The sequence below is a fragment of the Streptomyces sp. NPDC085460 genome, assembly GCF_044541975.1.
In the GTDB taxonomy this organism is placed as follows: domain Bacteria; phylum Actinomycetota; class Actinomycetes; order Streptomycetales; family Streptomycetaceae; genus Streptomyces.
The window spans coordinates 198,591-224,911 of sequence record NZ_JBITTO010000005.1; the positions used below are offsets into that span (position 1 = coordinate 198,591).

Annotated in this window: 27 protein-coding genes; 17 read left to right on the forward strand and 10 right to left on the reverse strand. The window is 73.8% G+C overall.

All coding sequences use genetic code 11. The features are described 5' to 3' along the window. Positions 1-37: 37 nt before the first annotated feature. The 5 genes from ACIGHB_RS14725 to ACIGHB_RS14745 all read right to left on the reverse strand — a co-directional run bounded on the left by ACIGHB_RS14725 (position 38) and on the right by ACIGHB_RS14745 (position 3,538). Positions 38-697: a response regulator transcription factor gene (locus ACIGHB_RS14725; protein WP_360313629.1), complete on the reverse strand. Its 660-nt coding sequence runs from the start codon at positions 695-697 to the stop codon at positions 38-40. Positions 698-724: 27 nt separating this feature from the next. Further along, a complete protein-coding gene (locus ACIGHB_RS14730) occupies positions 725-2,077 on the reverse strand; it encodes a sensor histidine kinase (RefSeq protein ID WP_388870838.1) in 1,353 nt (450 codons plus the stop codon). Positions 2,078-2,136: 59 nt separating this feature from the next. After that, the gene (locus ACIGHB_RS14735) at positions 2,137-2,433 is read right to left on the reverse strand and encodes a small hydrophilic protein (RefSeq protein WP_399913079.1); all 297 of its coding nucleotides are present in this window, start codon (positions 2,431-2,433) and stop codon (positions 2,137-2,139) included. A gap of 92 nt (positions 2,434-2,525) precedes the next feature. After that, positions 2,526-2,807, reverse strand: a complete 282-nt coding sequence (locus ACIGHB_RS14740; RefSeq protein ID WP_030758121.1) for an Lrp/AsnC family transcriptional regulator — start codon at positions 2,805-2,807, stop codon at positions 2,526-2,528. Beyond that, complete coding sequence (locus ACIGHB_RS14745) at positions 2,804-3,538, reverse strand: rhomboid family intramembrane serine protease (protein ID WP_391073407.1); 735 nt, start codon at positions 3,536-3,538, stop codon at positions 2,804-2,806. The genes ACIGHB_RS14740 and ACIGHB_RS14745 overlap by 4 nt, the downstream gene beginning before the upstream one ends. Positions 3,539-3,698: 160 nt before the next feature. On the opposite strand from ACIGHB_RS14745, the gene ACIGHB_RS14750 reads away from it, so the two are divergent. From ACIGHB_RS14750 to ACIGHB_RS14770, 5 genes are all read left to right on the forward strand, one after another. Continuing rightward, on the forward strand, positions 3,699-3,941 hold the full coding sequence (locus ACIGHB_RS14750) for a hypothetical protein (RefSeq protein ID WP_360313623.1): 243 nt from the start codon (positions 3,699-3,701) through the stop codon (positions 3,939-3,941). Positions 3,942-3,975: 34 nt separating this feature from the next. Continuing rightward, positions 3,976-5,340: an NYN domain-containing protein gene (locus ACIGHB_RS14755; protein WP_360313621.1), complete on the forward strand. Its 1,365-nt coding sequence runs from the start codon at positions 3,976-3,978 to the stop codon at positions 5,338-5,340. 265 nt (positions 5,341-5,605) lie between these two features. After that, a complete protein-coding gene (locus tag ACIGHB_RS14760; RefSeq protein ID WP_399913085.1) occupies positions 5,606-6,661 on the forward strand; it encodes an NlpC/P60 family protein in 1,056 nt (351 codons plus the stop codon). Between the two features lie 190 nt (positions 6,662-6,851). Further along, the gene (locus tag ACIGHB_RS14765; protein WP_360313617.1) at positions 6,852-7,877 is read left to right on the forward strand and encodes an NlpC/P60 family protein; all 1,026 of its coding nucleotides are present in this window, start codon (positions 6,852-6,854) and stop codon (positions 7,875-7,877) included. 143 nt (positions 7,878-8,020) lie between these two features. After that, on the forward strand, positions 8,021-9,253 hold the full coding sequence (locus tag ACIGHB_RS14770; protein ID WP_399913089.1) for a hypothetical protein: 1,233 nt from the start codon (positions 8,021-8,023) through the stop codon (positions 9,251-9,253). A gap of 15 nt (positions 9,254-9,268) precedes the next feature. Here ACIGHB_RS14770 and ACIGHB_RS14775 read toward each other — a convergent pair whose 3' ends face one another. Beyond that, complete coding sequence (locus tag ACIGHB_RS14775; RefSeq protein ID WP_360313613.1) at positions 9,269-9,814, reverse strand: PadR family transcriptional regulator; 546 nt, start codon at positions 9,812-9,814, stop codon at positions 9,269-9,271. Positions 9,815-9,910: 96 nt separating this feature from the next. Here ACIGHB_RS14775 and ACIGHB_RS14780 point away from each other — a divergent pair, with 96 nt between their 5' ends. Next, complete coding sequence (locus ACIGHB_RS14780; protein ID WP_399913092.1) at positions 9,911-11,269, forward strand: MATE family efflux transporter; 1,359 nt, start codon at positions 9,911-9,913, stop codon at positions 11,267-11,269. On the opposite strand, the gene ACIGHB_RS14785 is transcribed toward ACIGHB_RS14780, so the two are convergent. Continuing rightward, on the reverse strand, positions 11,211-12,488 hold the full coding sequence (locus tag ACIGHB_RS14785; protein ID WP_360313609.1) for a glycosyltransferase family 87 protein: 1,278 nt from the start codon (positions 12,486-12,488) through the stop codon (positions 11,211-11,213). The genes ACIGHB_RS14780 and ACIGHB_RS14785 overlap by 59 nt on opposite strands. Before the next feature lie 110 nt (positions 12,489-12,598). Between ACIGHB_RS14785 and ACIGHB_RS14790 the strand changes: the two genes are divergently transcribed. Then, positions 12,599-13,741 (forward strand): glycosyltransferase family 4 protein, encoded by a 1,143-nt coding sequence (locus ACIGHB_RS14790; protein ID WP_399913096.1) that lies wholly within the window; start codon positions 12,599-12,601, stop codon positions 13,739-13,741. Positions 13,742-13,812: 71 nt separating this feature from the next. On the opposite strand, the gene ACIGHB_RS14795 is transcribed toward ACIGHB_RS14790, so the two are convergent. Further along, on the reverse strand, positions 13,813-15,609 hold the full coding sequence (locus ACIGHB_RS14795) for an AMP-dependent synthetase/ligase (protein WP_399913099.1): 1,797 nt from the start codon (positions 15,607-15,609) through the stop codon (positions 13,813-13,815). 256 nt (positions 15,610-15,865) lie between these two features. On the opposite strand from ACIGHB_RS14795, the gene ACIGHB_RS14800 reads away from it, so the two are divergent. From ACIGHB_RS14800 to ACIGHB_RS14825, 6 genes are all read left to right on the forward strand, one after another. Continuing rightward, positions 15,866-16,633, forward strand: a complete 768-nt coding sequence (locus ACIGHB_RS14800) for a metallophosphoesterase (protein ID WP_399913102.1) — start codon at positions 15,866-15,868, stop codon at positions 16,631-16,633. Positions 16,634-16,723: 90 nt separating this feature from the next. Then, the gene (locus ACIGHB_RS14805) at positions 16,724-17,164 is read left to right on the forward strand and encodes an SRPBCC family protein (RefSeq protein WP_360313601.1); all 441 of its coding nucleotides are present in this window, start codon (positions 16,724-16,726) and stop codon (positions 17,162-17,164) included. A gap of 45 nt (positions 17,165-17,209) precedes the next feature. Continuing rightward, positions 17,210-18,370 carry an ArsA-related P-loop ATPase gene (locus tag ACIGHB_RS14810; protein WP_360313599.1) on the forward strand — a complete coding sequence of 387 codons (1,161 nt, stop codon included), beginning with the start codon at positions 17,210-17,212 and terminating at the stop codon, positions 18,368-18,370. A 54-nt stretch (positions 18,371-18,424) separates the two neighbouring features. Continuing rightward, positions 18,425-18,940, forward strand: coding sequence for a DUF5304 domain-containing protein (locus tag ACIGHB_RS14815; protein ID WP_399913106.1), 516 nt, complete (start codon positions 18,425-18,427; stop codon positions 18,938-18,940). Positions 18,941-19,006: 66 nt separating this feature from the next. Further along, complete coding sequence (locus tag ACIGHB_RS14820; protein WP_360313595.1) at positions 19,007-19,948, forward strand: ROK family glucokinase; 942 nt, start codon at positions 19,007-19,009, stop codon at positions 19,946-19,948. A gap of 82 nt (positions 19,949-20,030) precedes the next feature. Then, entirely contained in the window at positions 20,031-20,804 is a 774-nt protein-coding gene (locus tag ACIGHB_RS14825; protein ID WP_399913110.1) for an endonuclease/exonuclease/phosphatase family protein, read from the forward strand. An 18-nt stretch (positions 20,805-20,822) separates the two neighbouring features. Here ACIGHB_RS14825 and ACIGHB_RS14830 read toward each other — a convergent pair whose 3' ends face one another. Both ACIGHB_RS14830 and ACIGHB_RS14835 read right to left on the reverse strand, forming a co-directional pair. Then, positions 20,823-21,524 (reverse strand): hypothetical protein, encoded by a 702-nt coding sequence (locus ACIGHB_RS14830; RefSeq protein WP_399913113.1) that lies wholly within the window; start codon positions 21,522-21,524, stop codon positions 20,823-20,825. Then, complete coding sequence (locus ACIGHB_RS14835; protein ID WP_388870080.1) at positions 21,517-22,299, reverse strand: alpha/beta hydrolase; 783 nt, start codon at positions 22,297-22,299, stop codon at positions 21,517-21,519. The genes ACIGHB_RS14830 and ACIGHB_RS14835 overlap by 8 nt, the downstream gene beginning before the upstream one ends. 190 nt (positions 22,300-22,489) lie before the next feature. On the opposite strand from ACIGHB_RS14835, the gene ACIGHB_RS14840 reads away from it, so the two are divergent. The 4 genes from ACIGHB_RS14840 (at position 22,490) to ACIGHB_RS14855 (ending at position 26,261) form a co-directional block, all read left to right on the forward strand. Beyond that, entirely contained in the window at positions 22,490-23,221 is a 732-nt protein-coding gene (locus ACIGHB_RS14840; protein WP_360313587.1) for a lysophospholipid acyltransferase family protein, read from the forward strand. Positions 23,222-23,258: 37 nt separating this feature from the next. Further along, positions 23,259-24,488 (forward strand): MacS family sensor histidine kinase, encoded by a 1,230-nt coding sequence (gene macS, locus ACIGHB_RS14845; RefSeq protein ID WP_360313585.1) that lies wholly within the window; start codon positions 23,259-23,261, stop codon positions 24,486-24,488. A 44-nt stretch (positions 24,489-24,532) separates the two neighbouring features. Then, positions 24,533-25,180 (forward strand): response regulator transcription factor, encoded by a 648-nt coding sequence (locus ACIGHB_RS14850; RefSeq protein ID WP_360313665.1) that lies wholly within the window; start codon positions 24,533-24,535, stop codon positions 25,178-25,180. Positions 25,181-25,259: 79 nt separating this feature from the next. Further along, a complete protein-coding gene (locus tag ACIGHB_RS14855) occupies positions 25,260-26,261 on the forward strand; it encodes a 2-hydroxyacid dehydrogenase (protein WP_399913117.1) in 1,002 nt (333 codons plus the stop codon). Positions 26,262-26,321 lie beyond the last annotated feature (60 nt).

A 26,321-nucleotide genomic window follows, 5' to 3' on the forward strand; every position in this document is an offset into this window, starting at 1 on the left:
CATGAAGGAAGGTTCACGCGTCCACCGGCCCGGTGCGTCAGGGCATCCGGTACCCCATGCCCCGCACCGTTTCGAGCCGCTCCGCGCCCAGCTTCTTCCGCAGCGCGCGGACGTAGACGTCCACGATGTTGGAGCCGGGGTCGAAGTCGTACCCCCACACGTGGGAGAGGATCTGCTCGCGCGAGAGCACCTGCCCGGGGTGGCGCAGGAAGAGTTCGAGGAGCACGAACTCACGGGCGGTCAGGTCCACCGTCCGGTCTCCGGAGCGGGCCCGCCGGGTGCGCAGGTCGAGACCGAGGTCGCCGCTGCGGAGCACGGTCACCTCGGGGGCGCGGGCGGCGGTGCGCAGCCGCAGCCGGATCCGGGCGAGCAGCTCCTCGAAGCGGAAGGGCTTGGTCATCCAGTCGTCGGCGCCGCCCTCCAGGCCGGCCACCGTGTCGCGGACCGAGTCACGGGCCGTCAGGACGAGGACGGGCAGGGTCACCCGGGCCTCGCGCAGCTCCCGCAGGACGGTGAAGCCGTCCCGGCCGGGCAGCCCGATGTCCAGGACCATCAGGTCGAAGCCTCCGGTGAGCGCCCAGGCGAGCGCGGTGTCGCCGTCGGCGGCGACGGAGGTGGTGAAGCCGTTGGCGCGGAGGCCCTTCTCCACGAAGGAGGCGATGCGCTCCTCGTCCTCGGCGATCAGGACGCGGTTCATGGTGTCTCCTCTGACAGCACCGAGGATTCACTCCTCGAAGACAAGTACGAAGGTGGCTCCGCCGCCTTCGGTCGGGCGGAGCTCGACGGAGCCGCCCCGGTGCCCCTCGGCGATCGCCCGGACGATGGCCAGCCCGAGCCCGGCACCGCTGGTGCGCGCTCCGCGCCGGGCGGTGCCCCGCCGGAATCGCTCGAAGATCACGGCGGCGTCCGCCTCCTGCACACCGGGGCCCCGGTCCGCCACGTACAGCTCGATCCGTCCGGCCCCGGTCCGCGAGCCGATCGCGATCCGCGCGCCCGGCACCGTGTGCTGGACCGCGTTCTGCGCGAGCTGCACCATCGCCTGGGTGATGCGCTGGGCGTCGAGGGACGCCTCCCGGTCGGCGACGCCGTCGAGCACCCAGTCGCGGTCGCCCAGTGCCCGGGCCTTCACGAAGACGTCGGCGGTCAGCTCGGCCAGCTGCACCGGTTCGGTCCGCACGAAGTCGGGCCGCTCGGCCTTGGCGAGCAGCAGCAGGTCCTCCACGATCCGGCTCATCCGGTCGAGTTCGTCGGTGACGAGGCGCACGGTCTCCGCCCGCTCGGCGGGGTCGTCGCCCATCAGCTCCAGATGTCCGCGGACGATGGTGATGGGGGTCCGCAGCTCGTGCCCGGCGTCGTCCACGAACTGCCGCTGGCCCGCGAAGGCCCGCTCCAGCCGGTCGAGCATCGCGTTGAAGGTCTCGGCGAGCGCGGCGATGTCGTCCTTGCCCTGCACCGGGATCCGCTGGGTGAGGTCCCGCTCGGTCAGCTCGGCGGCGGTCGTCCGCACCACCCGTACGGGGGCGAGGATGCGGCCCGCGACCACCCAGCCGATGCCGGTGGTCAGCAGCAGGGCCACGCCGGAGATGGCGAGCAGGATGCGGAACGCCTCGTCGGCGATGGCCTGCTGCCGGTCGGCGTGGAAGGCGACGACGAACGCCGACGGCGGCCCGCCGGTCTCGATCGGCACCTTCGCCCACCGCACCTCGCCCTGCTTCCGGTCGATCCGGCCCGAGGGCTCCGGGGCGGCGGCGATGGCGTCGAGCGCGGGCCGGTCGAGGTGGAGCGGCAGGGCGCTCGGTATGTCACGGGACTGCCGGACGACCCTCGGGCCGGGCCCGCCGGTGCCGACCAGGCCGAGGAGTTCCTCGTCGGGGTCGGAGTACTGGCGCTGGAGGAAGACCCGCAGCAGCGTCTCGGGGTCGGTGAAGCGCCGGCCGGTCGCCGGGTCGACGCCCTGGGTCACGAAGGTGGCGAACTCCCCGGTCTCCTGGGTGAGCAGCTGGTTGATGCGGTGGTCGGCGTCCCGCAGCAGCAGGGTGCGGGTGACCACGGCGACCGCGGCGAGCGCGACCGCCATGACGAGCAGCAGCCACAGCAGGATGCGGACGCGGGCGGAGAGACGGTGTTCGGTGCGCTTCACTCGTGATCGTCATCGTCGTCGTCGCCCGTGGTGGAGGGGCCGGGCACGACGGAGTCGGAGGGGGTCGTCGAGGGGGCCGTGGGGGCGGTCGGCGCGCTCTCGGCGGGCGTCGGCGCGGTGGGCGTCGGCGTGGGGGGCACCGGCGCGGTGGGCGTCGGCGTGGTGGAGAGGTGCACGGCGGGCGGGACCCGCGGCGCCTCCGGCTCGTCGGTCAGCGCGTAGCTGGTCGCGGCGATGCCGAGCGGGACGGCGACCACGGCGACGAGTCCGGCCATGCGGTGGGTGAAGGACATGCCGCCCAGGGTCGGGCGGGAAGCCGGGGCCCAGGATGAAGCCCGGATGAGGATTCCTTCATCCGGGCGTCACGGCGGCACGGGATCCCGGGTCAGGACTCCAGGCCGATGGCGAAGGCCGCCTCCAGGTCGTGCTGCGAGTAGGTGCGGAAGGCCACGTGCGTGTCGGTGCCCTCGACACCCGGGATCTTGCTGATCCGGCCGGGGATGACCTCGGCCAGGTCGTCGTGGCGCGGCACCCGGACCATCGCGATGAGGTCGTACGTACCGGTCACCGAGAAGACCTCGCTGACGTTGTCGAGCGCGGCGATCGACTCCGCGATCTCGGGGATGCGGTCCACGCTGGTCTTGATGAGGACGATCGCGGTGATCACGGCTGGCTGTCTCCCTCGGTCGCCGCTGCTGGGGTTTTCACTCTATCCCCACCCCGGAACCGCACCCAGGCGTAGAGGAAGCCGGCCGCGAAGCCCACGACGTGGGCCAGGTAGGCGACCCCCGGGCCCGCGCCCGCCGCCCGCGCGGCCAGCCACTGGAGCGTGAACCAGAAGACGAGCACCGCCCAGGCAGGGAAGCGCAGCGGCAGGAAGAAGAGGAAGGGGAAGAGGCTGGTCACCCGGGAGCGGGGGAAGAGGAAGAGGAACGCGCCGAGCACCGCGGAGATCGCCCCCGACGCCCCGACCAGGGTCTGCGCGCTGTCGGCGTGCGCCACCGCGTAGCCCGTCAGGGCGATGTAGCCGGTGCCCAGGTAGAAGAGGGCGAACTCGACGTGCCCCATCCGCTCCTCGGCCATCGCCCCGAAGACCCAGAGGAAGAGCATGTTGCCGAGCAGGTGGAGCCAGCCGCCGTGCACGAAGAGGGCGGTGAAGGGGGTGAGCAGCGCGCCCGGATCGCCCCGCGTCAGCTCGGCCGGCACCACGCCCCACCGGCGGAAGTACGCGCCCTGCGCCGCGAGCACCTCGTCGCCCGTCCCGTACGCCGGGTTGAGTCCGGAGACCGGGCTGACAATGAAGAGGAGACAGCAGGCGGCGATCAGCCCGTAGGTTACCGCGGGTCCGGTACGGACGCCCTGGTACGCGCCCAGGGCCGTGGCTCGCCAGTCGATCATGGACAGATCATGGCCCAGAAGGGACGAAGTGGACAGAGTGCCTCGCCGGGCCGGGGGCCCTCCGGTGAGGCCGTAGGGTTACGGGATCGAGCACCGCAGTCCGACGGCGCACCGCGGCTCCGCACCTGGTTCCACCACGACAGGAAGAAGGACGGCAACGATGACGACGGTTCCCCTGCCGACCGCCGAGACCCGCTGGCGCTGCACCCTCTGCGGCAACCTGACCCGTTTCGACGTGACGCGCTCCTCCAAGGTCGTGGAGTACGTCCATCTGGACCTGGCCGGTGAGCCCAAGGTCGAGGAGCGCGAGGTGCTCAGTGAGACCATCGAGTCGGTCCGCTGCCGCTGGTGCAACGCGGTGGACCAGATCGAACTCGTGGACAAGCCGGGCGCCGAGTCCTGACGGACGGCGCCGAAGACAGTAGGGGTGACGGATCGTGGAGCAGCCCGCGCACGGTGACGAACCGGCCGGCGCGGCAGGTGACGCTGCCGAGACGCTCGACCATCCCCTGCCGGAGGGGGTACGGCGGCGGGTGATCGCGCTGGTCGCCGACGCCTTCGGCGGCCTCACCGTCGCCGAGCTGCCCGCCCCCCTGCGCCAGTACGCCCGCTTCACCGCCAGCCGGCGCGCCAAGTTCGCCGGCAACGCGATGGCCGCCGCCCTGGAGGGCGACCCGCTCTTCCGGCAGCGGATCGGCGAACGCTTCCGGCAGGCCCAGCCGGAGCTGGCCGCGGCCGTCGAGACCGGCACCCCGCCCGCCGCCGCCGACCCCGTCGACGTGGCCGCGGCGGCGTACGTGCTCCGCCCGCCGGGCTGGGTCAAGCTGGTGGCCGCCGCCGGCGAGGAGGTCCAGCGGGCCGACGCCGAACGCGCCGACGAGGCGGGCCGGCGCGAGGTCGAGCGGCTCCGCGAGGAGCTCGCCGCCGCCCGCGAGCGGACCCGGGGCGAGACCGAACAGCTCCGGCACGACCTGGAGGCCACCCGCAAGGAAGCCGAATCGCTTCACCGCAAGCTGCGCGGCGCCCAGAGCGACGTGAAGCGGGGCGAGGCGGCGCTGCGCCGCGCCCAGGCCGAGTTCGAGACCGCCCGCTCCGAGGCGGCGGCGCAGGTGTCCGCCGCCGAGAGCGAGTCGCGGCGGCTCAAGGCCCGGCTCGGCGAGGTCGAGGCGGCCCTGGAGGCGAGCCGCCGGGCCGCCCGCGAGGGGCGCTCGGTGGAGGACATGCGGCTGCGGCTGCTGCTCGACACCGTCCTCGACGCGGCGCAGGGGCTGCGGCGCGAACTCGCCCTGCCCCCGGCGTCGATGCACCCCGCGGACACCGTGGACGCCGTGGAGCCGGGGCGGATGTCCCCGAAGGACATCGCGGCCCGCGCCCTGTCGGAGACCGATCCGGCCCTGCTCGACCAGCTGTTGGAGCTGCCGCAGGCCCATCTCGTCGTCGACGGCTACAACGTCACCAAGACCGGCTATCCGACGATGCCGCTGGAGAAGCAGCGGCTGCGGCTGCTCGGCGGGCTCTCCGCCCTCGCGGCCCGCTCGGGGGCCGAGGTCACCTGTGTCTTCGACGGGGCGGAGCTGGCCGCGCCGGTGCTCCTGGCGCCGCCGCGCGGGGTGCGGGTGCTCTTCTCCAAGCCCGGTGTGACGGCCGACGAGTTGATCCGCCAGCTGGTACGGGCGGAGCCGCCGGGCCGGCCGGTCGTCGTGGTCTCCACCGACCGCGAGGTCGCGGACGGCGTCGCCAAGGCCGGCGCGCGTCCGGTGGCGTCCGCTCTGCTCCTCAAGCGCCTTTCGCGGCTCTCGTAGCGACTCGCCCGGCTCGCAACTCTTGGGTTCTATGCCCGATTTCTGGAAGGCGTAGGGTCAAGTGCCGGTCACGGGCCGTGTGATGCTGGTAAATAAAGTGGTGCGTGAGCGAGATTTTTGCCATCGGGATTTGAACTGATCACAACTTGGTCACTAGGGTCATGGCTCGAACCTTCGCGCGGTTGATCACCCATCAGGGCGGTCCGTGGAGGAACCGCCTGCCCCTGACCGGCCGGCGGCTCTGAGGAAGAAGGAGCTCGCCTTCGTGGCGTCCCACCGTCGACCCAAGCAGCCGAGCCGCACCCGTGTGACCGTGCTCACCGCGACCGCGGCCGCCGCCGTCGCGTTCTCCGCCCAGACCGGAGCCCAGGCGGCCCCCAAGCCGAAGATCGACGAGGTCAAGGCGAAGGTCGACGACCTGTACCACGAGGCCGAGGAGGCCACCGAGCAGCACAGCCTGGCCGAGGAGCGCCGCGGCAAGCTGCAGAAGGAGATCGGCCAGATCCAGGACCGGGTGGCCCGTGGTCAGCAGGAGCTGAACACCCTCCGGGACCAGATCGGTTCGGTCGCCAGCGCCCAGTACCGCTCCGGCGGCATCGACCCGGCGCTCCAGCTCTTCCTCTCCTCGAACCCGGACGACTACCTGGAGAAGGCGTCCGCCATCGGCCGGGTCACCGACCAGCAGGCCGACGTCCTCGCCACCATCCAGGACAAGCAGCGCACCCTCGCCCAGCAGCGTGCCGAGGCCACCGCCAAGCTCGCCGACCTCGAAGAGGTCCGCAAGACGCTCGGCGAGAAGAAGCGCAAGGTCCAGAGCAAGCTCGCCGACGCCCGCAAGCTGCTCGGCACCCTCACCGCCGAGGAGCGCGCCCGCATCCAGCAGGAGGAGCGGGAGAAGGCGGAGAAGGCCGAGCGCGCCAGCCGTGCCGCCGGCGACCGCGTCGAGCTCGGCAACGAGGTCCCGGCCAGCGGCCTGGGCGCCGCCGCCCTCGCCAACGCCGCCACCCAGGTCGGCAAGCCGTACCAGTCCGGCGCCGAGGGCCCGTACGCCTACGACTGCTCCGGCCTCACGCAGTGGGCCTACGGCAAGGCCGGCGCCAGGCTCTCCCGGGTCACCTACACCCAGCAGAACGACGGCACCAAGATCGGCCGCAGCCAGCTCCGGCCGGGCGACCTGGTCTTCTTCAACGGCCTGTCGCACGTCGGCCTCTACGCGGGCAACAACACGATCCTGCACGCCCCGAAGCCGGGCGCCTCGGTCCGCTACGAGTCGATGAACTACATGGGCACGTTCCAGTTCGGTGTCCGCATCGGCGGCTGACCCGCCCGGCATGCCGCCCGAACGGGTGGTTCGCCGCACTCCGTGCTGACCTGACGCCCCGCCGGTGACCTCGTGATCTCCGGCGGGGCGTCATTTTGTGTGCCCGGCGTCCTCGTTGGACGCGACCGGGGGAGCGGCTACTGTCTGCGGCGCCAGTCCGCACACGAGCCGAACGGAAAGAGCGCGAGCCGTGGCCTCCCACCGCCGACCCGCCCGGGTCACCGTCCTGACCGCAGCCGCCGCGGCCACCGCGGCGGCCTCCCTCGGCGCCGTCCCCGCGAGCGCCGACCCGGGCGCCGGCACCGAGGCCACCCGCGCCAAGGTCGACCGCCTCTACGAGGAGGCCGAGCGCGCCGCCGAGGGGTACAACCAGGCGGACGAGAAGGCCGACGCCCTGCGCCGCAAGGTCGGCCAGGCACAGGACAGCCTCGCCCGCGGCCAGGAGCGGATCAACCGGATGCGCGGCGCGCTCGGCGCGCTGGCCGGTGCCCAGTACCGCTCCGGCGGCCTCGACCCGACCCTCGTCCTGCTGCTCTCCTCCGACCCGGACAGCTACCTCTCCCGGGCCTCCGCCCTCGACCGGGTCACCGCCCGGCAGACCGCCGCCCTCACCGAACTCCGGCGGGAGCGCCGCCGGCTCGACCAGGAGCGCGCCGAGGCCCGCACCGCCCTCGGCGAACTGGAGCGCAGCCGCGCCGAGGTGGCCCGCCACAAGCGGTCGGTGGAGCGGAAGCTCGCCGAGGCCCGCCGGGTCCTCGCCTCCCTCACCGCCGCCGAGCGCGCCGACTACGAGCGGGCCTCCCGCTCCGGCGGGCGGGCCGACGGGCCGGGCGAGGAGCTGCCGCCGCCCGCCGACCTCGGTCCCGCCGACTCGCGGGGCGCCGCCGCGGTCCTCGCCGCCCGCAGCGCCGTCGGCAAGCCGTACGTCTGGGGCGCGACCGGCCCCACCGCCTTCGACTGCTCGGGGCTGATGGTCTGGTCGTACCGGCAGGCCGGGATCAGCCTGCCGCGCACATCGTCCGCGCAGCGGTACGCCGGCCGGCAGGTGCCGCTCTCCCAGGCGCAGCCCGGCGACATCGTCACGTACCGCGGCGATGCCAGCCACGTCGGCATCTACGCCGGGAACGGGCAGGTCATCCACGCCCCCTACCCGGGCGCCCGGGTCCGCTACGACCCGGTGAACATGATGTCCCACGTGACGGTGACCCGGCTCTGAGCCCGCCCCGGGCGGCTCCTGAAGGCGTGCCCCGGCCCTGAGCCCGACCTCGGGCGGCTCCGGAGGGCGTGCCCCGGCTCTGATCCCGGCCCCGGGCGGCTCCGGGAGGCGTGTTCCCTTCACTCTTCCGTACCATCTGAGGCGTGGTGGAACGGGTGTGCGGCGCGCGACGGCCGGGCGGAGCGCTGCTCGCCCTGCTGCTCGCCCTCGCCGCCCTGGCCGCCCTTTTCGGCTGCTCCGCCGGCGTCCGGCCCGCCGACCCGGCCCTCCGTGAGGTCCAGGCCGTGCTCGACCGGCAGGCCCGTGCGCTGCTCGACCGCGACGAGACGGCCTGGCTGGCCGCCGCCGACCCCGCGCACCGGGCGGCCGCGCGGACCGAGTTCCGCCGGCTCGCCGAGGTCCCGCTGGCCGGCTGGAGCTATCGCGTCACCGGCGTGGACCGGACCGGCGAGGGCCGGCTCACCGCCCGCGTCGAGCGCGGCCACCGGATCGAGGGCTTCGACCGCGGCCCCCTCGACGCGGGCCGGGTCATGGAGTTCGCCGAGCGGGACGGACGCTGGTACGTCACCGCCGAGCGGCCCGCCGACGGGGCCCCGCGGCGGCTCTGGGAGCAGGGCGAGGTGGCGGCGGTGCGCGGCGCCCGCTCGCTGGTCCTCGGGGTCGGGCAGGACCGGGACCGGCTCGCCGAGATCGCCCGCCTCGCCGACCGGGCGGTGCCCGCCGTCGACGCGGTGTGGGGGCCGGAGTGGGCCCGCCGGGTGCTCGTCCTCGTCCCCGCCTCCCTCGACGCCATGGGCGGGCTGCTCGCGACGGACGGCTCCCGGTACCGGGGGATAGCGGCGGTCACCACCGGGGAGACCGAGCGCTCGGCCGCGTCCCCCGCGGACCGGGTGATCGTCAACCCCGAGGCGTACGGGGTGCTCGGCGCCTTCGGCCGGGAGGTGATCCTCACCCACGAGACCGTCCACGTCGCCACCCGCGCCCACACCTCGCCGTCCACCCCGGTCTGGCTCTCCGAGGGCTTCGCCGACTGGGCCGCCTACCGGGGCGGCGACCGGACCCCCGCCCAGGCCGCGCCCGAACTGCGCCGGGCGGTGCTGGCCGGGGAGGTGCCCGCCGCCCTGCCCGAGGACGGGGACTTCGCCTTCACCGGTGACTCCGAGGCGCTGGCCCGGGCCTACGAGTCCGGCTGGCTGGCCTGCGCGATGATCGCCGACCGCTGGGGCGAGGAGCGGCTGACCGCCTTCTACCGGGAGGTGGGCGCCCACCCGGGCCGGGACGGGGCGGTGGAGAGCGCCCTGCGGAAGGTGCTGGACACGACGCCGGAGGAGTTCACGGAGGACTGGCGGGCCTCTCTGCGGGAGCGGCTGGCCTAGGGCCTGTCCGGCGGATCAGGGAGAGGCGTCCGCCGCGCGGGCGTCGAGTTCGGCGAGGGTCTCGGCGAGCCATGCCTTCTCCTCGGTGCCGGTCGCGCGGGCCACGCGGAGCATGCCGCGGCGGAAGAGGTCGGGCTCCCGCTCGACGGTGGCCGGGGCGCCGTCCTCGTAGAAGAAGCTGGCCGGGGTCAGCAGGAAGCTCTGGCGGCGGCGGAGCACGGCGGCCTGCGCGGCGGGGTCCGCGAGCAGGCCGAGGAAGGTCAGCACGGTGAAGAAGCGCCGGCCGTCGGTGATCTCGGCGTCCTTGGGGGAGCGGAGGCGAGCGAGCAGCGCGGCCCGGCCCTCGGGGGTGAGCGAGAGGGTGCGGCGGGGGGCGGCGGAGGCGCCGGGCTCGGCGTGGCTCTCCACCAGGCCCTTGTCGACCAGGCGGTTGATCGCCGGGTAGAGGGCGCCGTCGCTGACCGGGCGGACGTGGCCACTGAGCGCCTGGATGCGCTCCTTGAGCTCGTAGCCGTGCAGCGGGCGCTCGTACAGGAAACCCAGGATCGACAGTTCCAGCACCGGTCGTGCTCCCCTTCCGCTTGTCCTCGCTCCTCGCCGCATGCTACCTCTTTTCGAGGTGCCTCGAATCGAGGTACATCGAAAAGAGGGGGACGTGTGGAGTCGCAGCGGAGCCATCGGCGTACGCTCGTCCGGCTCGGCGGGCCGGTCTACCTGGAACTGCTCGCCGGAGTCGCCGCCGGCATCATCAACATGGTCTGGGTCGCCCGGCTCGGCGGGGACGCCGTCGCCGCCGTCGCCGTCGCCACCAACGTCGAGAACCTGCTCCTCGGCGTGATCCTCATGGCCGGATCAGGCACCACCGTGCTCGTCGCCCGGGCCCGCGGCGCCGGGGACCCCGGCGCCGTCCGCACCGCCGTCCGGGGCGGCGCCGCCCTCTGCGCCCTGCTGATCCCGCCGGTCGCCCTCGGCGGCTTCCTGCTGCGCGACCCGCTGGCCACGCTGCTCCTGGGCGGCGCCACGGGCGGCGCGCACGACCTCACCGTCGCCTACCTCGCCGTCTCGCTCCCCGGCACCGCCGTCTTCTTCGCCGGGAACGTCGTCGACTCGATCCTCAAGGGCGCCGGTGACACCCGCACCCCCATGCGGCTCGCCTTCCTCGCCAACGGCCTGATCCTGGTCCTCGACCCGCTGCTCATCCACGCGTACGGGGTGCCGGGCGCCGCCCTCGCCACCGTCATCGGCCGCACCGCCGCCCTCGCCGCCGGGCTGGCCGCCCTCCGCCGCCGGCCGCTGCTCAGGGCCGCCCGGACCACCGCGCCGGCCGGGAGCACCGGCGCGGCCGTGCGCCGGACCGCCGCCACCGGACTGCCCATGGCCGCCGACTTCACCGTGCGGATGGCCGGGGCGCTCGCCCTGGTCGCCGTCGTCGCCCGGCTCGGCGTCACCGAGACCGCCGCCTACGGGATCGCCACCAAGGGCATGTACGTCGCCACCATGGCGCTCTACGCCGTGCGCCAGGCCGCCGCCATCCACACCGCCCACCTGCTCGGCGCCGGCACGGACGGACGCGGGGCCGTCGCCCGCGCCGCGACCCTGCTCGGGGCGGCGCTCGGCGCGGGCTTCGGCGCGGTGCTGTGGGCCGGCGCGGACGGCGTGATGCGGCTCTTCGGGGCCGGGCCCGAGGTCGCCGACGCGGGCGCGCTCTTCCTGCGCTGCCTCGGCGGCTACCTGCCCCTCATGGGCGCCTGCATCGCCGCCGCCGGCGTCTTCGAGGGCGCGGGGGCGAGCCCTCACCTGGCCAGGATCACCGTGGCCGGCGTCCTGCTCCAGCTGCCGCTCGCCCTCGCCCTGTCGGGGCTCGGGCTGCCCGGCGTCTGCCTGGCCATGACGCTCGCCATGGCCGCGCAGGGCGGCGCGCTGGCGGTGCTGCACCGCCGCACCGCCGCCGCGCGGGTCAGGACGAGCCCGTCAGCACCTTCTCGCGCTCCGGCCGGCCCTCCGGGACGGGGATGACCGTGCCCGCGTCGGTGACCGTGTGCTTCCACAGGATCCGGCAGGCCATCAGGGTCGCCGCGATCAGCAGGCCGTTGCGCAGGAACAGCACGCCGATGCCCAGCCAGTCGCTCTGCGTCACGTGCGAGAACCAGACCGGGAACTCGAACTGCGTCACCGCCGTCGCCCAGAGGATCAGGTACGCGGGCGTCCGCATCCGGCTCGACCGGTAGACCAGGCAGACGGCGGCGAGACCGACCAGCCAGATCATGTACTGGGGGGAGATCACCCGGCTCGTCGCGGTGAAGAGCAGCACCGCGACGAAGGCCGCGTCGGCCACCGTCGAGGAGGTGAAGCGGCGCGCCTTGAACCGCCACAGCAGCAGCCAGGCGAAGGCGGCCACGGTCAGCGCCATCGCGCCCTTCGACACCCAGGAGACGTACGGGCCGAGGAACTCGATCGAGCCGTAGTTCATCCGCGCCTCGCCGTCCCAGCCGAAGTGCCGGGCCACGTGGAAGACCATCGCGCCCAGCGACTCGACCTCGGTGCCCCGCTCGCTCTGGAAGGAGAGGAACGCGAGGCCGCCCGGCATCCAGGCCATGCACAGCGCCAGCACGCCCACCGCCGTACCGGCCGCCACCGGCCAGGAACGCCAGGTCGCCCGGCCCTTCGGGGTGCCCGCCAGGATCAGCGCCGGCCACACCTTCAGGACCGCGCCGAAACCGGCCAGCGCGCCCAGCACCCGCGGGCTGCGGATCGCGGCGAGCAGACCCGCCACGGCGACCGCGGTGACCATGATGTCGTAGCGGGCGTACGCGGTCGGGCCCATCAGCGGCACCGCCGCCAGCCACAGCCACGCGCCCCGCATCGACCGGCCCGGACGGCGGCCCGTGTAGACGAGCAGCCCGAAGACCGCGGCGTCGCAGAGGAAGGCCAGCACGAAGAACGCGGCCGAGTAGTTCAGGAAGGGCAGCAGGACGGGCGAGAGGATCGCGAGGGCCGCGGCCGGCGGGTACTGCCAGGTGACGTCGTCCTGCGGGTACGTGCCGGTCTTCAGGACCTCGTACCAGCTCTGGTAGATCTGCTCGACGTCACTGGTGACGTCCGGGCCCGGAACCACCACGATCTTGAAGACGCACACCAGGAGGATGATCCTGGTCAGTGCCCAGAGGCCGAGCGGAAGACGCAACTCCCGCAGCCGCGTAGCCGTGCGCGAGCCGATCCCCACTGCGCCCGTCATTACCTGTCCTGTTCCTGTCCTGTCGGTCCGCTCGCGCGGAGAGGGGTGGTGCCGGGCGTAGGGTGCGATCGCGCGCCATGACGTACAGCCATCACGTACTGTCAATCACGATGCACAAGACCCTGATCGTAACGAACGATTTCCCGCCGCGTCCCGGCGGAATCCAGGCATTCCTGCACAACATGGCGTTGCGACTGGACCCCGACCGGCTCGTGGTCTACGCCTCCACCTGGAAGCGAGGCCGCGAAGGGGCGGAGGCCACCGCTCTGTTCGACGCGGAACAGCCTTTCACGGTTGTCCGAGACCGCACCACCATGCTGTTGCCTACGCCACGTGTGACCGCCCGGGCCACCGCGCTGCTGCGCGAGCACGGCTGCGAGTCGGTCTGGTTCGGCGCCGCCGCGCCGCTCGGTCTGATGGCCCCCGCGCTGCGCAGGGCCGGTGCGAAGCGGCTGGTGGCGACCACCCACGGGCACGAGGCGGGCTGGGCGCAGCTGCCCGCCGCCCGGCAGCTGCTGCGGCGGATCGGCGAGGGCACGGACACGATCACGTACCTCGGCGAGTACACCCGCTCCCGCATCGCGTCCGCCCTCACCCCGGCCGCCGCGGGCCGCATGGTCCAGCTGCCGCCCGGCGTCGACGAGAAGACCTTCCACCCCGGCTCCGGCGGCGACGAGGTCCGCGCCCGCCTCGGCCTCACCGACCGGCCGGTCGTGGTCTGCGTCTCCCGGCTCGTCCCGCGCAAGGGCCAGGACACCCTGATCCGCGCCCTGCCCCGGATCCTCCGGCAGGTGCCCGACGCCGTCCTGCTGATCGTCGGCGGCGGTCCGTACGAGAAGGACCTGCGCCGGCTCGCCGCGGAGACCGGCGTCGCCGCCTCCGTACGCTTCACCGGCGCCGTCCCCTGGTCCGAGCTGCCCGCCCACTACGGCGCCGGCGACGTCTTCGCCATGCCCTGCCGCACCCGCCGCGGCGGCCTGGACGTCGAGGGGCTCGGCATCGTCTACCTGGAGGCGTCCGCGACCGGCCTCCCGGTCGTCGCCGGCGACTCCGGCGGCGCCCCCGACGCCGTCCTCGACGGCGAGACCGGCTGGGTCGTCCGCGGCGAGTCCGCCGAGGACACCGCCGACCGCGTCACCACCCTCCTGCTCGACCCGGAGCTCCGCGCCCGCATGGGCGAGCGGGGCCGGGCCTGGGTGGAGGAGAAGTGGCGCTGGGACCTGCTGGCGGAACGGCTCAGGGAACTGCTGTAGGCGGGCAGGGACCTGCTGGAGGCACGGCGGAGGGGCCCGGCGCACGCGCCGGGCCCCTCCGCCGTGACCGCTCACTTGCTGTAGATCGCCTCGATCTCGTCGGCGAAGTCCTTCGCCACCACGTTCCTCTTCAGCTTCAGCGACGGGGTGATGTGGCCCGCCTCCTCGGTGAACTGCGAGGCCAGGACGCGGAACTTGCGGACCGACTCCGCCTTGGACACCGCCGCGTTGCCGTCGTCGACCGCGCGCTGCACCTCGGCCAGCAGCTCGGGGTCGTCGCGGAGCGCGGCGGCGGTCGTACCGGCCGGCTTGCCGTGCTCGGCCGCCCAGCGGCCCAGGAACTCCTCGTCGAGGGTGACGAGCGCGCCGACGAACGGGCGCCCGTCGCCGACCACCATGCACTCCGCCACCAGGGCGTGGGCGCGGATCCGGTCCTCGATGACCGCCGGGGCGACGTTCTTGCCGCCGGCCGTCACCAGGATCTCCTTCTTCCGGCCGGTGATCGCGAGGTAGCCGTCCTCGTCGAGGGTGCCGATGTCACCGGTGTGGAACCAGCCGTCCGCCAGCGCCTCGGCCGTGGCCGCCTCGTTGTTCCAGTACCCCGTGAAGATGTGCTCGCCGTGCAGCAGCACCTCGCCGTCGTCCGCGATCCGCACCACCGAGCCCGGCAGCGGCTGGCCGACCGTGCCGATCTTCGGGCGGTCCCACGGGTTGAAGGCGGTCGCCGCGCACGACTCCGTCAGGCCGTAGCCCTCCAGGACGGTGAAGCCGATGCCGCGGAAGAAGTGGCCGAGGCGCTCGCCCAGCGGCGCGCCGCCGGAGATCGCGTACTCGCCCCGCCCGCCGAGCACCGCCCGCAGCTTCGAGAAGACCAGCTTGTCGAAGACCTTGTGCTTCAGCCGCAGCCCGAGCGACGGGCCCTGCGGGGTCGCGAGGGCGCGGCTGTAGGCGATCGCCGTGTGCGCGGCCTTGTCGAAGATCTTGCCCTTGCCGTCGGCCTGGGCCTTGGCGCGCGCCGAGTTGTAGACCTTCTCGAAGACGCGCGGCACGCCCAGGATCAGCGTCGGCCGGAAGGAGGCCAGCTCGTCCGTGAGGGTCTTGATGTCCGGGAGGCAGCCCAGCCGGATCGGGGCCATCACCGAGGCCACCTCGATCAGCCGGCCGAAGACGTGCGCCGCCGGGAGGAAGAGCAGCACCGAGGACTCCCCGGTGCGGAAGAGCGGCTTCAGGCGCTCCACCACGTTGCCGCACTCGGCGAAGAACGCCCGGTGGGTCAGGACGCAGCCCTTGGGGCGGCCCGTCGTGCCCGAGGTGTAGACGATGGTCGCCGGGTCGTCCGCGTTCGCCGCCGACATCCGGGCGTCCAGGGTCTCGTCCGAGACCTCCGCGCCGGAGGCCGTCAGCCGCTCGACCGCGCCGTCCTCGATCTGCCAGACGCCCTTCAGTGCCGGCAGCCCCTCGCGCACGGACTCCACGGACGCCTGGTGCGCCGCGGACTCCACCACCGCCAGCGAGGCGCCCGAGTCGCCGAGGATCCACTGGATCTGCTCCGGCGAGCTGGTCTCGTACACCGGCACGGTCACCGCGCCCGCGCTCCAGATGGCGAAGTCGAGGAGCACCCACTCGTAGCGCGTGCGGGAGAGCAGCGCGACCCGGTCGCCCACCCCGACCCCGGCCGCGATCAGGCCCTTGGCGGCCCCGCGGACCTCGGCGAGGAACTCCTTGGCGGTGACGTCCGTCCACACGCCGTCGGCCTTGCGGCCCATCACGGCGACGTCTGGGTGCTGGGAGGCGTTGCGGCGGATGAGATCCGTCAGGTTGCCGTCCGAAGGGACCTCGTACAGGGCCGGAAGGCTGAACTCGCGCAAGACTGCTGCTCCTCATCGGGCTCCGGTGCCACGGCTCTGTGTGACGCACCGGTGCGGTCCATGATCGGGCAGGTGCTCGTGGGGGTGAGCACGACTGTGGACTGCCCGGACGTTACCCATCAGTACGTGGTTCCCGATAGGGGGTCCCGGCGAGATGTTCCGTGCGTCACACCAGCGTGACGGCCCTCCGCGCACAGTAATCCACAGCTTTCCCGACTCCCAAGTAACCGCAGGTCCGACGCCCTAAGGTGGGCACATGCGAGTCCACGTGGTCAGCGACGTGCACGGCAACACCGGCGCCCTCGCCCGGGCGGGGGACGGCGCCGACGCCCTCATATGCCTCGGCGACCTGGTCCTGTTCCTCGACTACGCCGACCACAGCCGGGGCATCTTCCCCGACCTCTTCGGCGTGGCCAACGCCGACCGGATCGTCGAGCTGCGCACCGCCCGCCGCTTCGACGAGGCCCGTGACCTGGGCCGCAGCCTCTGGGCCGGACTCGCCGTCGACCGCGAGACCGCCATCGAGGCCGCCGTCCGCCGCCAGTACGCCGAACTCTTCGCCGCCTTCCCCGCGCCCACCTACGCCACCTACGGCAACGTCGACATCCCCACCCTCTGGCCCGAGTACGCCGGCCCCGGCACCACCGTCCTCGACGGGCAGCGGATCGAGATCGGCGGCCTGACCTTCGGCTTCGTCGGCGGCGGCCTGCGCACCCCCATGAGGACCCCGTACGAGATCGGGGACGAGGAGTACGCCGCCAAGGTCGAGGCGCTCGGCGAGGTCGACGTCCTCTGCTCCCACATCCCGCCCGAGGTCCCCGACCTGACCTACGACACCGTCGCCCGCCGCTTCGAGCGCGGCAGCCGCGCCCTCCTCGACGCCATCCGCCGCACCCGCCCCCGCTGGTCCCTCTTCGGCCACGTCCACCAGCCGCTCGCCCGCCGGATGCGGATCGGCGCCACCGAATGCGTGAACGTCGGACACTTCGCCGCCACCGGCCGCCCCTTCGCCCTGGAGTGGTGACGGGCGCCCGAGCGGGGCGCGATAGCCTTCCGTCGGCACGTGTGTGCCCTTCGTACGTCCGCCGGACCGCACAGTGGAGGAGCCACCGCGATGGCCGAACACACCAGCTCCAGCATCACCATCGAGGCGGCGCCGGCCGACGTCATGGGTGTGATCGCCGACTTCGCCCGCTACCCCGACTGGACCGGCGAGGTCACCCAGGCCGAGGTCCTGTCGACCGACGACGCCGGCCGCGCCGAGAAGGTCCGGCTCGTCCTCGACGCCGGCGCCATCAAGGACGACCACACCCTCGCCTACACCTGGACCGGCGACAACGAGGTCAGCTGGACCCTGGTCAAGTCCCAGATGCTGCGCTCCCTCGACGGCTCCTACCTGCTCAAGCCGCTCGCCGGCGACCGCACCGAGGTCACCTACCAGCTCACCGTCGACGTCAAGATCCCCATGCTCGGCATGATCAAGCGCAAGGCCGAGAAGGTCATCATCGACCGCGCCCTCGCCGGCCTGAAGCAGCGCGTGGAGTCCACGGCGTGACCACCGGGCCGGGAGCCCCGCGCGCCGCGCGATAGCGTCGGGCGCATGCGGATCATCCTCGTCACCGGAGCCGGCGGCGCCGGGCGGACCACGGTCGCCACCGCGACCGCCCTCGCCGAGGCCCACGCCGGCCGGCGCGTGCTGCTCGTCCCCGGCGACACGGACCCGGCGGGGACCGCACCCGCCGAGGACGCGGCCGGCGCCGGCCCCGGGACCCTCACCGTCCTGCGGCCCGACCCCGCCGGCGACTTCCGGCGCGAGTTCCTCGCCCTCCAGGCCCGCTCCGGCACCGTCCTCGACCTCCTCGGCGCCGCGCCCTTCGAGGACGCCGAACTCACCGAGCTGCCCGGCAGCCGCCAGTTCGCCCTCCTCCGGGCCCTGCGCGAGGCCGCCGCCGGCGACCACGACGTCGCCGTCGTCGACCTCCCCCCGCTCCGCGAGGCCCTGACCGTCCTCGCCCTCCCCGAGCAGCTCCGCCGCTACCTGCGCCGGCTGCTGCCCCCCGAGCGGCAGGCCGCCCGCGCGCTGCGCCCGATGCTCGCCCAGCTCGCCGGCGTCCCCATGCCCGCCCAGTGGCTGTACGAGACCACCGCCCGCTGGGAGCACGAGCTCGCCGCCGTCCAGACCGTCGTCGAAGCCCCCGGCACCACCGTCCGGCTCGTCCTCGAACCCGGCCCGACCGCCGCCGCCACCCTCCGCGAGGCCCGCCTCGGCCTCGCCCTCCAGGGCCTCGCCCTCGACGCCGTCGTCGCCAACCGGCTGCTCCCCGCCGCCTCCGACGACCCCTGGCTCGCCGCCCTCACCACCGAACAGCACCGCCACCTGGAGACCCTCCGCGCCGACGCCGGCGACGTCCTGCACGAGCTGCCGCACCTCGGCCGCGCCCCCCGCGGCCCCGAGGACCTCGCCCTGCTCGCCGTACGCCCCGGCCTCCCGCCCGTCCCCGCGCCCGCGCCGGCCGTCGAGGACCGCCGCGAGCGGGACGGCGTCCTCGTCTGGCACCTCCCGCTGCCCGGCGCCGTCAAACAGGACCTCTCCCTCGTCCGCAGGGGCGACGAACTGCTCCTCGGCGCCGGACCCTTCCGCCGCACCCTGCCCCTCCCGCCCGCCCTGCGCCGCTGCACCGTCACCGGCGCCGGCCTCGTCGACGGCGACCTCGCCGTCCGCTTCGCCCCCGACCCGGGACTCTGGCCCAAGGACTCCTGACCGCTTCCCCCGGCGTGTACCGTCGAAGGAAGGGAAGCGACGGAGGAGTACGCCATGAACAGCGATCCGGACGCCTGGGCCAAGGCGTGTGCCGAGGACCTGGAGGCGGAGAAGGCCCGCCGCCGCGCGGAGCACGGCGCCGAGCCCGGCTCGCCCGCCGAGGAGTTCCGCAAGCTCTTCGAGGCCGTCGCCGACAAGCTCACCGGCGGACTCGGCGCCGCGGCCCCGCTGTTCGGCGGGCAGAACGCCGCCGGCGCGGCCGCCCAGGCCGCCGAGACCGTCAAGGGACTCGTCAACCAGGCGAAGGCCGCCGTCGAGCCGGTCATCGAGCGCAACCCGCAGGTCTTCGACCACCTCGCCGCCGCCGGCAGCGAACTCCTCGCCGCCTACCGCTCGGCCGTCGAGGGCCACGAGACCCGCTGGACCCGAGGCTCCGGCCTCGCCGAGGACGACCCCCGCCGCGCCGCCGATACCCCCCGCGAGCCCGAGAGCCACGACTCCGGCGACCCCGAGGACCCCAAGGAGGGCGGGGAAGGCCCCACCACCGGCCGCCCCATCGACCTGGACTGATCAGTAGCGCCCCTCCCCTCGGGTACGGTGGGCCCTAGCGGGGCTCGACCGAAAACTGAGGGACACATGGGACTCACCATCGGCGTCGACATCGGCGGCACGAAGATCGCGGCCGGCGTGGTCGACGAGGAGGGCAACATCCTCGACACGCACACGGTGCCCACCCCGCCGACCCCCGACGGCATCGTCGACGCCATCTGCGCCGCCGTCTCCGAGGCCGGCAAGGGCCACCGGATCGAGGCCGTCGGCATCGGCGCGGCCGGCTACGTCGACGACAAGCGGGCCACCGTCCTCTTCGCGCCGAACATCGACTGGCGGCACGAGCCGCTGAAGGACAAGGTCGAGCAGCGCGTCGGCCTCCCCGTCGTCGTCGAGAACGACGCCAACGCGGCCGCCTGGGGCGAGTACCGCTTCGGCGCCGGCCAGGGCCACGAGGACGTCATCTGCATCACCCTCGGCACCGGCCTCGGCGGCGGCATCATCATCGGCAACAAGCTGCGCCGCGGACGCTTCGGCGTCGCCGCCGAGTTCGGCCACATCCGGGTCGTCCCCGACGGCCTGCTGTGCGGCTGCGGCAGCCAGGGCTGCTGGGAGCAGTACGCCTCGGGCCGCGCCCTCGTCCGCTACGCCCGCCAGCGCGCCCACGCCACCCCCGAGCGGGCCGAGGTCCTGCTCGGCCTCGGCGACGGCACCCCGGAGGGTGTCCAGGGCAAGCACGTCAGCGAGGCCGCCCGCGCGGGCGACCCGGTCGCCGTCGACTCCTTCCGCGAGCTGGCCCGCTGGGCCGGCGCCGGCCTCGCCGACCTCGCCTCGCTCTTCGACCCGTCGGCGTTCATCGTCGGCGGCGGCGTCTCGGACGAGGGCGACCTCGTCCTCGACCCGATCCGCAAGTCCTTCCGCCGCTGGCTGATCGGCGGCCAGTGGCGCCCGCACGCCCAGGTCCTCGCCGCCCAGCTCGGCAACAAGGCCGGCCTGGTCGGCGCCGCGGACCTGGCCCGCCAGGGCTGACCCGGCCCCCGGCACGCCCCATCCGGTCGATGCCCGCCGCGCCCCCTGGGGCGGGGCGGGCATCCGCCTTATGTTTGGGCCCATGGCCCTCGACGCGACCGGCGCGCTGCCCGCCTCCCGTACCGAGCCGGACGGCTCGGCCGTGGTCCGGATCCTCAGCTACAACCTGCGCTCGATGCGCGACGACGAGGACGCCCTCGCCCGGGTGATCCGCGCCTGCGACCCCGACATCGTCCTCGCCCAGGAAGCCCCGCGCTTCTTCCGCTGGCGCAAGCACGCGGCCCGGCTCGCCGCCAAGAGCGAGCTCCTCGTCCTCTCCGGCGGGGCCACCGCCGCGGGGCCGCTGCTGCTCTGCTCGCTGCGCGCCACCGTCGAGCGGACCGAGGACGTGCTGCTGCCGCTCACCCCGGGACTGCACCGGCGCGGCCTCGCCACCGCCGTCGTCCGCTTCGGCGCGGTCCGGCTCGGGCTGATCAGCTGCCATCTGAGCCTGCGCGCGGACGAGCGGTACGCCCAGGCCGGACTGGTCCTCGACCAGGTCGCCGCCCTCGGCACCCCCTACACGATCGTCGCCGGAGACCTCAACGAACCGCCCGGCGGCCCGGCCTTCACCCGGCTCACCCGCACCCTCCGCGACGGCTGGGAGGTCCGCCCCCTCGGCACCGAGCACACCCACCCGCCCACCGCCCCGCGGCAGCGGATCGACGCCGTCCTGGCGACGGACGGCGTCGAGTTCCTGGGCTGCGGCGTCCCCACCGGCCTCGACCCCGCCGACCTGACCGCCGCCACCGACCACCTCCCGGTCCTGGCGGCGGTCAGACTCCAGGCCGCTAGCCCGGCCTCGGGCCCGGCCTGAGCCGGGCCCGCGACGGCGTCACACCACGGCGCCGCGGCCCGGGTCGTCGTACCCGTCGTCGTCCTCGTCGTCGCCCTTCATCCGGGCCACCAGGGTCACGAAACCGCCCAGGAAACCGCCGATGCACACCGTGGTGAGCCACCAGGTCATGTCCCACTGGAGGAGGACGGCGAGCAGCATCAGCACCGGCCCGCCGACCACCCCGAGCCAGGCGAACTTGGTGGTGGTGTCCGCCTCCGGCAGCGGCGGCGGCTCCGGCGGCACGAAGTGCCCCTCGTCCGAACCGCCGGGTCCCTCCTCCGGCTCCGCCAGGCTGTAGTCGCGCGGGCCGCCGCTCGGCCGCACCCCGGGCGCGAAGACGATCGAGCTGCCGAGCGCCGGCTTCTCGTCCCCCTCGTCGCCCGAGTCGGGGCCCGGCTCCGGCTCCGGCGACAGCGGCGTCGGCGCCTCCCGCTTCGGCTCCGGATCCCGCTCCGGATCCCGCTTCGGATCCGGCTTCGGCTTGTCCGGCTTCGGCACGTCGCTGCCCGAGGCCGCCCGGGCCTCACGGGCCTCCAGCTCCTCCGGCTCCGGCAGCCTCAGGGTCTCGATCGGCCGGAACGGCCGCGTCCCCGGAGGGTCCGCCGGCTCCTCGCCGTACCCCGCGACGATCGCGGCCCATGCCGCCTCCTCGTCGATGGGCTGCGGCTCCCGCTCGCCGCCGTCCTGCTGGTCAGCCACCGCTCCTGCTCCCCTTCCCGCCCACGAGTCCCGGGGCGAGACGCTCGACGAACGCCAGACTCTCCTCGAAGATCCTCTCCGCGTCATGGTCCAACGTCGCCACGTGGTAACTCTGTTCCAGCAGGACCTCCCTGACGTCCGTGGAGGAGACCCGGCCGAGCACCCGCGCCGAGTCGGCCGGCGGCACCACGTGGTCCTGCGGGCTGTGCAGCAGCAGGAGCGGCTGGGTGACCTGCGGCAGCTCGCCGTCGACCACCTGGAAGAAGCGGCGCAGCGAGTGCGCCGCGTGCAGCGGCACCCGGGTGTAGCCGAGCTCGGTCACGCCCTCCTTCGCTATGTCGTTCGCGACGCCCTTCGTCGTCGGCACGAGGTGCCGCACCAGGGGGAGGGCGTGCGCGGCGAGGCCGTGCACCTTGTTCCCGGGGTTGACGAGCACGAGGCCCCGCACCGCGTCGCCGTGCTTCGCCGCGAGCCGCAGGGACAGCGCCCCGCCCATGGAGAGGCCGAAGACGAAGACGGCCGAGCAGCGCGCGGTCAGCTCGCGCAGCGCCCGGTCCACCTCCGCGTACCAGTCGTGCCAGGTGGTGAGCTGCATGTCCTGCCAGCGGGTGCCGTGCCCCGGCAGCAGGGGCACCGACACCGTCAGGCCGCGGTCCGCGAGGTACTCGGCCCACGGGCGCATCGACTGCGGGGAACCGGTGAATCCGTGACAGAGAAGGACGCCGACCTCTCCGCCCTCATGGCGGTACGGCTCGGCTCCGGGAAGGACCGGCACCGGGGTCTCCTGTTCGGTTGCGGCTCCGGCGCGTCGGGGGCGCCGGAGTCGTACGGCGATGGGGGAAGGACCTTCACGGTACGCGACCGGACCGACACCCGACCAGGGCCGCAGCGGGGGCGGCACGCCGGTACGGGATAAAGTCGTGACGACGGCACACGGAAGGCATGGCGAGTTGATCTACGGCGCAATGAAGTTCTCCCTCGGAGGGTCCCTGAAGCTCGCCTTCCGGCCCTGGGTGGAGGGCTTGGAGAACGTGCCCGCCGAGGGCCCCGCGATCCTCGCCAGCAACCACCTGTCCTTCTCCGACTCCTTCTTCCTGCCCGCCGTCCTCGACCGCAAGGTCACCTTCATCGCCAAGGCGGAGTACTTCACGACGCCCGGTGTGAAGGGCCGGCTGACCGCCGCCTTCTTCAAGGGCGTCGGCCAGCTCCCGGTGGACCGCTCGGGCGCCCGCGGCGCCGGCGAGGCGGCCATCAAGGCCGGCATCGAGGTCATCGAGGGCGGCGGCCTCTTCGGCATCTACCCCGAGGGCACCCGCTCGCCCGACGGCCGCCTCTACCGCGGCAAGCCCGGCGGGCTCGCCCGGGTGGCGCTGGCCACCGGCGCCCCGGTCATCCCCGTCGCCATGATCGACACCGAGAAGATCCAGCCGCCCGGCAAGGTCGTCCCGAAGCTGATGCGCCCCGGGATCCGGATCGGCAAGCCGCTGGACTTCTCCCGCTACCACGGCATGGACGGCGACCGCTTCATCCTGCGCTCGGTGACCGACGAGGTCATGTACGAGATCATGAAGCTCTCCGGCCAGGAGTACGTCGACATCTACGCGACCGCCGCCAAGCGGCAGATCGCCGAGGCCGAGAAGGCCGCCAAGGAGGCCGTGAAGGCGGAGATCGCCGCACGGGAAGAGTCCGGCGCCTGACGCTTCCCCCAGGGGAGCGCCGGTGGGGGTGGGGGAGATGGCCAAGCGCGAGCGTGTCGTGCGCATGTCGGTCGAGCAGCCGCTGTGGCGCGCGCTGACCGGATACCGCGTCCTGACGATGGTCTACGCGGTGCTGATCTTCGCCACCGGCCGGGACCGCTACGAGCGGCCCTGGATCGCCGTCGTCTACCTGGCGGTGCTCTGCGTCTGGACCCTCGCCACCCTCCCCAAGGTGGCGAACGCGGCCAGCTGCACCAAGCGCTTCCTCGTCGCCGACCTCACCCTCGCCCTCACCGGCATCCTCCTCACCCCGCTCGCCGACGCCCACGCCCAGACCGTGGACGGGCCGACGCTGCCGACGATATGGACCGCCGGATCCGTCCTCGCCTACGCCATCAAGGGCGGCTGGCGCTGGGCCGGTCTCGCCTCCTCCCTGGTGGCCGTCGCCAACATCGTCGAGCGGGCCCACCCCACCCGGGACACCGTCCACAACGTCGTCCTCGTCTGGGTCGCCTCCATCGCCATCGGCTACGTCGTCGAGGTCGCCCGCGCCTCCGAGCGCACCCTCGCCCGCGCCCTGGAGATCGAGGCCGCCACCCGCGAGCGCGAGCGGCTCGCCCGCGACATCCACGACAGCGTCCTCCAGGTCCTCGCCATGGTGCAGCGGCGCGGCACCGCGCTCGGCGGGGAGGCCGCCGAGCTGGGCCGGATGGCCGGCGAGCAGGAGGTCGCCCTGCGCACCCTGGTCGCCGGCGGACTCACCCGTACCAGCCACGTCTCCGAGGACGAGTCCGAGGGAGCGGTCGTCCGGGTCGTCGAGGTCGACGACGATCCCCACGACGACACCCCCGTCGACCTGCGCACCCTGCTCGCCCCGCGGGCCGGCGCCCGGGTCACCCTCGCCGACCCCGGGGTGCCCGTCCCGCTGCCCTCCGGCGCCGCCCGGGAGCTGGCCGCCGCCGTCGGCGCCGCCCTGGACAACGTCCGGGTCCACGCGGGCGCGGACGCGCGCGCGTGGATCCTGGTCGAGGACTGGGACGACGAGGTCATCGTCACCGTCCGGGACGACGGGCCCGGCATCCCGGAGGGCCGGCTCGCCGAGGCGGAGGGCGAGGGCCGGATGGGCGTGGCGCTCTCCATCCGGGGGCGCCTGCGCGACCTGGGCGGCACGGCCGAGCTGATCTCGGTCCCGGGCCAGGGCACCGAAGTCGAACTGAAGGTCCCGCGACCGGCGCGGGACGCACGGGGGAAGGCAGGAGAGAAGTGAACGAGGCACACCGCGAGGCGGAGCAGGCGCGGCCCATCAAGGTGATGGTCGTCGACGACCACCCCATGTGGCGCGACGCCGTCGCCCGCGACCTGGCCGAGGCCGGCTTCGACGTGGTCGCCACCGCCGGCGACGGCGAGCAGGCCGTCCGCCGGGCCCCGGCCGCCGCACCCGACGTCCTCGTCCTGGACCTGAACCTGCCCGCCAAGCCGGGCGTCCAGGTCTGCAAGGAACTCGTCGGCACGCTGCCCGGACTGCGGGTCCTGGTCCTCTCGGCGAGCGGCGAGCACGCCGACGTCCTGGAGGCGGTGAAGTCCGGCGCCACCGGCTACCTGCTGAAGTCGGCCAGCACCGAGGAGCTGACCGACGCCGTCCGCCGCACCGCCGCCGGCGACCCCGTCTTCACCCCGGGCCTCGCCGGCCTGGTCCTCGGCGAGTACCGCCGCCTCGCCTCCGAACCCGCCCCCGCCACGGGCGCGGGAGAGCCCGAGGCGCCGCGCCTGACCGACCGCGAGACCGAGGTCCTGCGGCTCGTCGCCAAGGGCCTCAGCTACAAGCAGATCGCCGAACGGCTCGTCATCTCGCACCGCACCGTGCAGAACCACGTCCAGAACACCCTGGGCAAGCTCCAGCTGCACAACCGCGTCGAGCTGGTCCGGTACGCGATCGAGCGCGGGCTCGACGAGGGCTGACCGGCCGCGTGGCCGAGCGGGGCGCCGACACCGGCCGTATATTCGGGCGCATATGCGGCCTTTCGGCGGGAGGACTGGCGTGGAGATCCTGGCATTCGGCGTGCAGGCGGACGAGAAGCCGATGATCGAGAAGGCGTTCGAGGGCCACCGCGACGTCCGCTGTCTCGACGTCTTCCTCACCGAGGACACCGCCCCCATCGCGGCCGGCTACGAGATCATCTCCACCAGCGTGAACGCCATCCTCGACCACCGGGTCCTCCAGACCCTCGCCGCCGGCGGCACCCAGATGATCGCCCAGCGCTCCACCGGCTTCAACAACATCGACCTGGAGGTCGCGGAGCGTCTGGGCCTCACCGTCGCCCGCGTGTCGTCCTACTCGCCGTACTCCGTCGCCGAGTTCGCCTGGACGCTCGCCATGGCCGTCAACCGGCGGATCGTCCGCGCCTCCAACCGCACCCGCGACTTCGACTTCCGCCTCGACGGACTGATGGGCCGCGACATGCGGGGCCGTACCGCGGGCGTCCTGGGCACCGGCAAGATCGGCGAGGCGTTCGCCCGGATCGCCCACGGCTTCGGCATGCGGCTGCTCGGCTGGGACGTCGCCGAGAACCCCGCCTGCGTCGAACTCGGCATGCAGTACGTCGACAAGGACCGGCTCCTCGCCGAGGCCGACCTCGTCAGCCTCCACGTGCCGCTGCTCCCCGCCACCCACCACCTCCTCGACGCCGCCGCCCTCAAGGCCATGAAGGACGACGCCCTGCTGGTCAACTCCAGCCGCGGCGGGCTGATCGACACCGAGGCCCTCGTCACCGAGCTGCGCGCCGGCCGCTTCGCCGGCGTCGGCCTCGACGTCTACGAGGCCGAGGCCGGCCTCTTCTTCCTCGACAAGTCCCTCGCGGGCGTCGAGGACGACACCCTGGCCCGCCTGGTGACCTTCCCGAACGTGGTGGTGACCAGCCACCAGGCGTACTACACGACCGACGCGGTCGGCCAGATCATCGACACCACGGTCCGGAACGTCCTCGACTACACGCGCGGCGTACGCGGCGAGAACGTCCTGGTCCCGAGGGCCGGCTCCTAGGGCGTGTCTGACCATTCCCGTCGGGTCCGGCCCGCCCGGCCTGATCCGACGCCAATTGTC